This window comes from Candidatus Protofrankia californiensis, assembly GCF_900634765.1.
GTDB classification, from domain to species: Bacteria; Actinomycetota; Actinomycetes; order Frankiales; family Frankiaceae; genus Protofrankia; species Protofrankia californiensis.
In genome coordinates this window covers 1-4,687 of record NZ_CAAAFT010000341.1, presented here as the reverse complement: position 1 = coordinate 4,687, position 4,687 = coordinate 1, and the positions used below count along the sequence as shown (strand labels likewise).

Annotated in this window: 5 protein-coding genes and 3 pseudogenes; 7 read left to right on the top strand and 1 reads right to left on the bottom strand. The window is 68.2% G+C overall.

Annotation, left to right across the window (positions count from 1 at the left end; translation table 11 throughout):
• From tnpC to DD1DGNOD_RS17755, 5 genes and pseudogenes are all read left to right on the top strand, one after another.
• Nucleotides 1-1,085: pseudogene (tnpC, locus tag DD1DGNOD_RS17775) on the top strand (IS66 family transposase); the annotation flags it as partial.
• A 45-nt stretch (nt 1,086-1,130) separates the two neighbouring features.
• A complete protein-coding gene (locus DD1DGNOD_RS30905; protein WP_206443269.1) occupies nt 1,131-1,418 on the top strand; it encodes a TerD family protein in 288 nt (95 codons plus the stop codon).
• A 303-nt stretch (nt 1,419-1,721) separates the two neighbouring features.
• Nucleotides 1,722-1,896 (top strand): annotated as a pseudogene (locus DD1DGNOD_RS17765) (IS6 family transposase); the annotation flags it as partial.
• Between the two features lie 138 nt (nt 1,897-2,034).
• Entirely contained in the window at nt 2,035-2,331 is a 297-nt protein-coding gene (locus DD1DGNOD_RS17760; protein ID WP_131766396.1) for a DUF1778 domain-containing protein, read from the top strand.
• Nucleotides 2,328-2,855 carry a GNAT family N-acetyltransferase gene (locus DD1DGNOD_RS17755; RefSeq protein ID WP_131766397.1) on the top strand — a complete coding sequence of 176 codons (528 nt, stop codon included), beginning with the start codon at nt 2,328-2,330 and terminating at the stop codon, nt 2,853-2,855. The genes DD1DGNOD_RS17760 and DD1DGNOD_RS17755 overlap by 4 nt, the downstream gene beginning before the upstream one ends.
• Before the next feature lie 752 nt (nt 2,856-3,607).
• Here the strand turns inward: DD1DGNOD_RS17755 and DD1DGNOD_RS17750 are convergent.
• Nucleotides 3,608-3,859: a hypothetical protein gene (locus DD1DGNOD_RS17750; protein WP_131766398.1), complete on the bottom strand. Its 252-nt coding sequence runs from the start codon at nt 3,857-3,859 to the stop codon at nt 3,608-3,610.
• A 170-nt stretch (nt 3,860-4,029) separates the two neighbouring features.
• On the opposite strand from DD1DGNOD_RS17750, the gene DD1DGNOD_RS17745 reads away from it, so the two are divergent.
• Together DD1DGNOD_RS17745 and DD1DGNOD_RS17740 are read left to right on the top strand one after the other, a co-directional pair.
• Nucleotides 4,030-4,311 (top strand): hypothetical protein, encoded by a 282-nt coding sequence (locus DD1DGNOD_RS17745; RefSeq protein ID WP_131766399.1) that lies wholly within the window; start codon nt 4,030-4,032, stop codon nt 4,309-4,311.
• 3 nt (nt 4,312-4,314) lie between these two features.
• Nucleotides 4,315-4,687: pseudogene (locus DD1DGNOD_RS17740) on the top strand (hypothetical protein); the annotation flags it as partial.

The window sequence follows — 4,687 nt, the reverse complement described above, 5'->3', positions numbered from 1 at the left end:
GTGCACTATCTGCTGCCGCGGCGCCGGTGCGCCTGCTGCGGGAAGGTCACCACGGCGGCGGTGCCGTTCGCCCAGGCCGGGTCGGTGGTCTACGGGCCGAACGTGAACGCGGCGGCGGTGCTGCTGGCCTCGGAGGGCAACGTGCCGGTTGAGCGCACCGCGCGGGTGTTGGAGGCGCTGCTGGGTGCGCCGGTCTCGGGTGGGTTCGTTGCCCGCGCGCACGCCCGGCTGGCGGAGGCGTTGGAGGCGGCCGGTTTCGACGAGTCGATGACGACCGCGCTGCGGGCCGAGGAGGTGCTCTGTGGGGACGAGACCCCGGTCACCGTGCTTCGCACGGACGCCGACGAGAACGGGCAGCCCGCACCGGGCGCCCCGCACGTGGTCACCCTGCGCGCCCCGGACGAGCGGCTGACCTGGTACGCCCCGATCGGCGCCCGTTCCAGCGCGGCCCTCGCTGAGTTGGGGGTCGTGGAGGGCTACCGCGGCTACCTGGTCCGCGACGACTACGCCGGGTGGTACCAGTTCGACGACCAGCGTGCCGGGGTGCAGCAGTGCTGCGCGCATGTGATCCGTCATGTGCAGGGCGTGTGGGAGCTGCACCCCGACTGGCAGCGGTGGGCGCATCAGTCCAGCAGGTGCTGCGCGAGGCCGCCGCCGCGGTCACCGAGGCCCTGGCCGCCGACCGCGGCCAGCTCGACCCGGACCTGCTCACCGGCCTGCGGGAGCGCTACGACACAGCTGTGGAGTGGGGACGGCTCACCAACCGGTGCCGCGACTGGGACGGGGACGGTAACCACCCCGGGTACACTCTCGCCCGGCGGCTGGCCGCCAAAGCCGAGCAGGTCTGGCTGTTTACGAGGAACTTCGCTGTTCCCTGGACCAACAATGCCGCCGAACAGGCACTACGAGGCCCGAAACGACATCAGGCCGTGTCCGGTTACTGGCACACCTTGACGACCCTGCGCCGGTACTGCCGCGTGCGCTCCTACCTCGTCAGTGCCCATAATCACGGTCTGCGCGCCATCGATGCCATCCATGCCGCGCTGGTCGGTGACCCCTGGCTACCCACCCCGGTGGCCGCCTGACACCCGCCGTCGACACGACACGGACGCTCGGGATGACAAACGATTGTGAGATCTTTGATTTCCAGGCTACCCCGTGAATGGACACCCCTCAGTGCCCTGGCTGACGAGCTCGGTTCTGTCTCGGTCATTCTTGAGCGGGCTGCTGAGAAGGGGCATCCGCTTGACGCGGATGTGAGCGTGCTCCTGCTCGGGGATGACGGGAAGGTTCGGTCGAACGACGATTTCGTCTTCTACAACCAGCCGTCTGGGGCGGCCGAAACTCCGGCCACCGACCGTCCTCGTTCGTCTTGTTCGCCAGAGCGTGTAGCCTTCAGACAGGTATCAAGATCATGAGCGTCGCGCCGCCCGCGCGGGGACGCTCCAGATCCTCTGTGCGGTGCGTTTGCGCAGGTAGTGGGCTAGATCAGGGTTCAAGTTCCATCCCCTCAGCTCCACATATGATCATAGCTGTAACCTGCAATGATCTCGTTTCGACAATTGTCGATCATGGATTTTTTCGGCCGTGTGTGCTCATACCATGATTGTCTTATATGACGTTCTGTGATGGTACTGTCGCGCTGGCGAAGTCCGCCGTCTCGGCTGCCGATCGGTAATGATCGAGTGATGCATCGACGTCGTGTCCGTCCGCCGGTTCCGATGTCGGAGTTCGCGGGGTTCCGCTTCCCGCCCGAGGAGAAGCGTGCTGGCGGTGCGCTGGTACCTGCGCTACGCCGGGTCCTACCGGGACGTCGAGGAGCTCCTCGCGGAGCGAGGTCTCGTCGTTGGCCACGTGACCGTCTACCGGTGGGTGTGCCGGTTCACCCCGCTGCTGATCGACGCGGCCCGGCCATGCGGACCGCCATCATGATCACGTCCGGCATGAGTTCTCGGCTGTGCGGGAACGTGTGACGCAGTGAGCGTAGCCGCACATGCCTTGGTGCATGGCGTACGTTGTGCGTACGCTGGTGGGGTGACGGGTGCGAAGGACGATCGGCTGCACCTTCGGGTGGAGCCGGCGCAGAAGGCGCTGCTGGAGGCCGCCAGCTCGGCCTCCGGGAGCACGGTGTCGGCGTTCGTGTTGAAGGCCGCGACCGAGGCGGCGGCCGACATTCTGGCGGATCGGCAGGTGTTCATCCTGGACGAGGCGGCCTGGCAGGCGTTTGACCATGCGTTGGACCGGCCGGCGTCCGAGGTGGCGGGGCTGCGGGAGCTGCTGTCGGCACCCACCGTGCTGGACCAGTCCGAGCCTGGCCAGGCCGGTCGGTGAGCGGTCGCCGGTTCGGCCCGGTCGAACCGGCGACCGCCAGCCATGTGCTGTCCGGGTTTGACTGCGGGTCGGCGGCGCAGTCGTCCTGGTTGACGGCGCACGCGTTGCAGGCGCACCAATCGGGCTCATCCCGGGTGTACGTGGTCACCGGCGCCGAGGACGGCGATCGGCGGGTGGTCGGCTACTACGCGCTGGCGGCGGGGTCGGTCGCGCCGACGCAGGCGCCGCGGCGGCTGACGCAGGGCGCGGGCCGCTACCACCAGCCGGTAGTCATCCTCACCCGGCTCGGTGTAGATCTGTCGGTCCAGGGCGCCGGGCTGGGCCAGGCCTTGGTGGTCGACGCACTGCGCCGCGTTGCCGCCGCCGGAGAGGTCATCGGAGTGCGGGCCCTGCTGATCCACTACGAGAACGAGACCGCCCGCGACTTCTACCTGCGCCTGGCGAAGTTCGAGCCCAGCCCCACCGACCCCATGCACCTGTTCCTCCTGATGAAGGACCTCCGCAAAGCCCTCGGCAGTACCTGACCAAGTCCATGCGGTCCCGATTCGGAGGCGACACGTGATGGTCCGCCGACCGCCGACCGCCGACCGCCGGTCGGTCACCGGCGCCGCGTTCTGACGACTCCTGGGGGACCGCGACCAACGGCGCTGTCGACGCGCTGACCGACGGCGCGGTCCGGCATCTGTCATACGGGAGCAGTGTCGGTGCAGGTAGACGGCCTGCCGGGCGCGATAGCGAGGGCGATGACCGGTCCGGGCAGGGTGGGATGGCGGTTCGTATTGTGGTCACTCAGGTCCACCACTCAACGTGACGAACCATCCGACCTGCATAAACATAAATAGGTCTCACCTATAGGTCGGGTGTGTTTGTGGCCCAGGAACGAGCAGGTCAGGGCGCTCAGGGAACGGTTCGAGCCCAACCTGGCTCTGGAGCAATCGATTACGGCAGGTAGTGGTGCGGTCCGGCCAGCGCGCGGCCCGTAGACGGCAGGCGTGCTGTGGCACTGGCCGCGCTCGTCCCCGGCGCTGGCAGGTACGTCATCACGGATCAGTCCGGGACGGGGTCGGACTTGGTGCGCATACATGGCTCGCCGGGCGTGCAGCCGTACGGTGTCCGCGGAGAGTGCATGGTCGCGACGCTGACGCGGCTTCACCTGGCCACGAGGCCGGAGGCGTTCCCCACGCCGGTGAACGGCGGCTGCGGACGTGCGACTGTGGGCGGCAGCCGGAGGTGCGTGCTGAACCCGGTCGTGTTCACGCGGACGTGTTCGTGGTTTTCAGCGGTCCTTGTCCCGCTCGGTCGCGAACGCGCCGGCTTGCTCCGCGCGCACGATCAGGTTGGCCAGCGCCTCCACCGCTCTTCGTCGCTGCTCGGGGGCCATGGTCACGGTCTCGATCCGGTCCACGACCAGAGGACGGGCGACGGGTTTTCGCCGGATCGTCCGAGACGTCCCGGTCTTGGCATCGTCGATGGGTTCGCTGTTCTTGACGCCGGTGCCGTCCTGGCTGTGCTCGGGGTCCCTCCTCACGCGCGTCACCTTCCTCGGGCCCTATGGTCCGATCGGCCCCCCGGCGCACCCAACTGCCGCTACAGACGATGTCCTGCGCGACCACACCGTCGTCCCTTCCGTCGGTTCACGTTCGGGCGCCAGCGAGCCTTGAGGTACTTGGGTACCATGGTCTGAGAGGAGGGATGGCCATGACGACCGTCGGCGCCCGCCGCCAGGCGCCTTTGAAGATCGATCCAGCGACGGACGAGCTGATCTCGCAGGCCGCGCACTTCCTGGGCATGTCCAAGAAGGACTTCGTCGCCGAGGCGGTCAGGGTCTATCTCGAGCAGCGCCGTGAGGAGGTTCGCCGGGGGATGGTCGCGTCGATGAAGATCCTCGACGGCTCGCTCACCGCCTCCGTCACCGCGCTGACTGGCTTGTCCGCCGAGCGGATCGAGCAGCTCGGCGGAGTTGGCGACTGGAACGAGTGAACGGTGCCGGTCCGCCCGACGCTTCGCTGCCTGCGAGAGGACCTGCACCTGCCGATCCCGCAGGCCCGCACCCCGCTCGACCAGATCGACCACCCGCTGCTGATGAAGGCCAGCGAGCAGTTCGCCGACCCGGACACCCCACACGAGCGGATCCGGGCCATCGACGACGCCGTCCTGTTCAAAGTCAAGGTTGGCCGGTGGCGTGGCGCCGTCTTCGCCGACGAGCCCACCGCCGAGGTCCGCGATTGGCTGGTCGCGGCCGGCATCCGCGAGGAGGGCTCGCCCGACGACTTCTACACAGCCCTGCACACCCAGGCCCGCGCGGCCCGGCAGCGTTACAACGCCGAGCACGACAAGCCGCCGACCACCGACACCC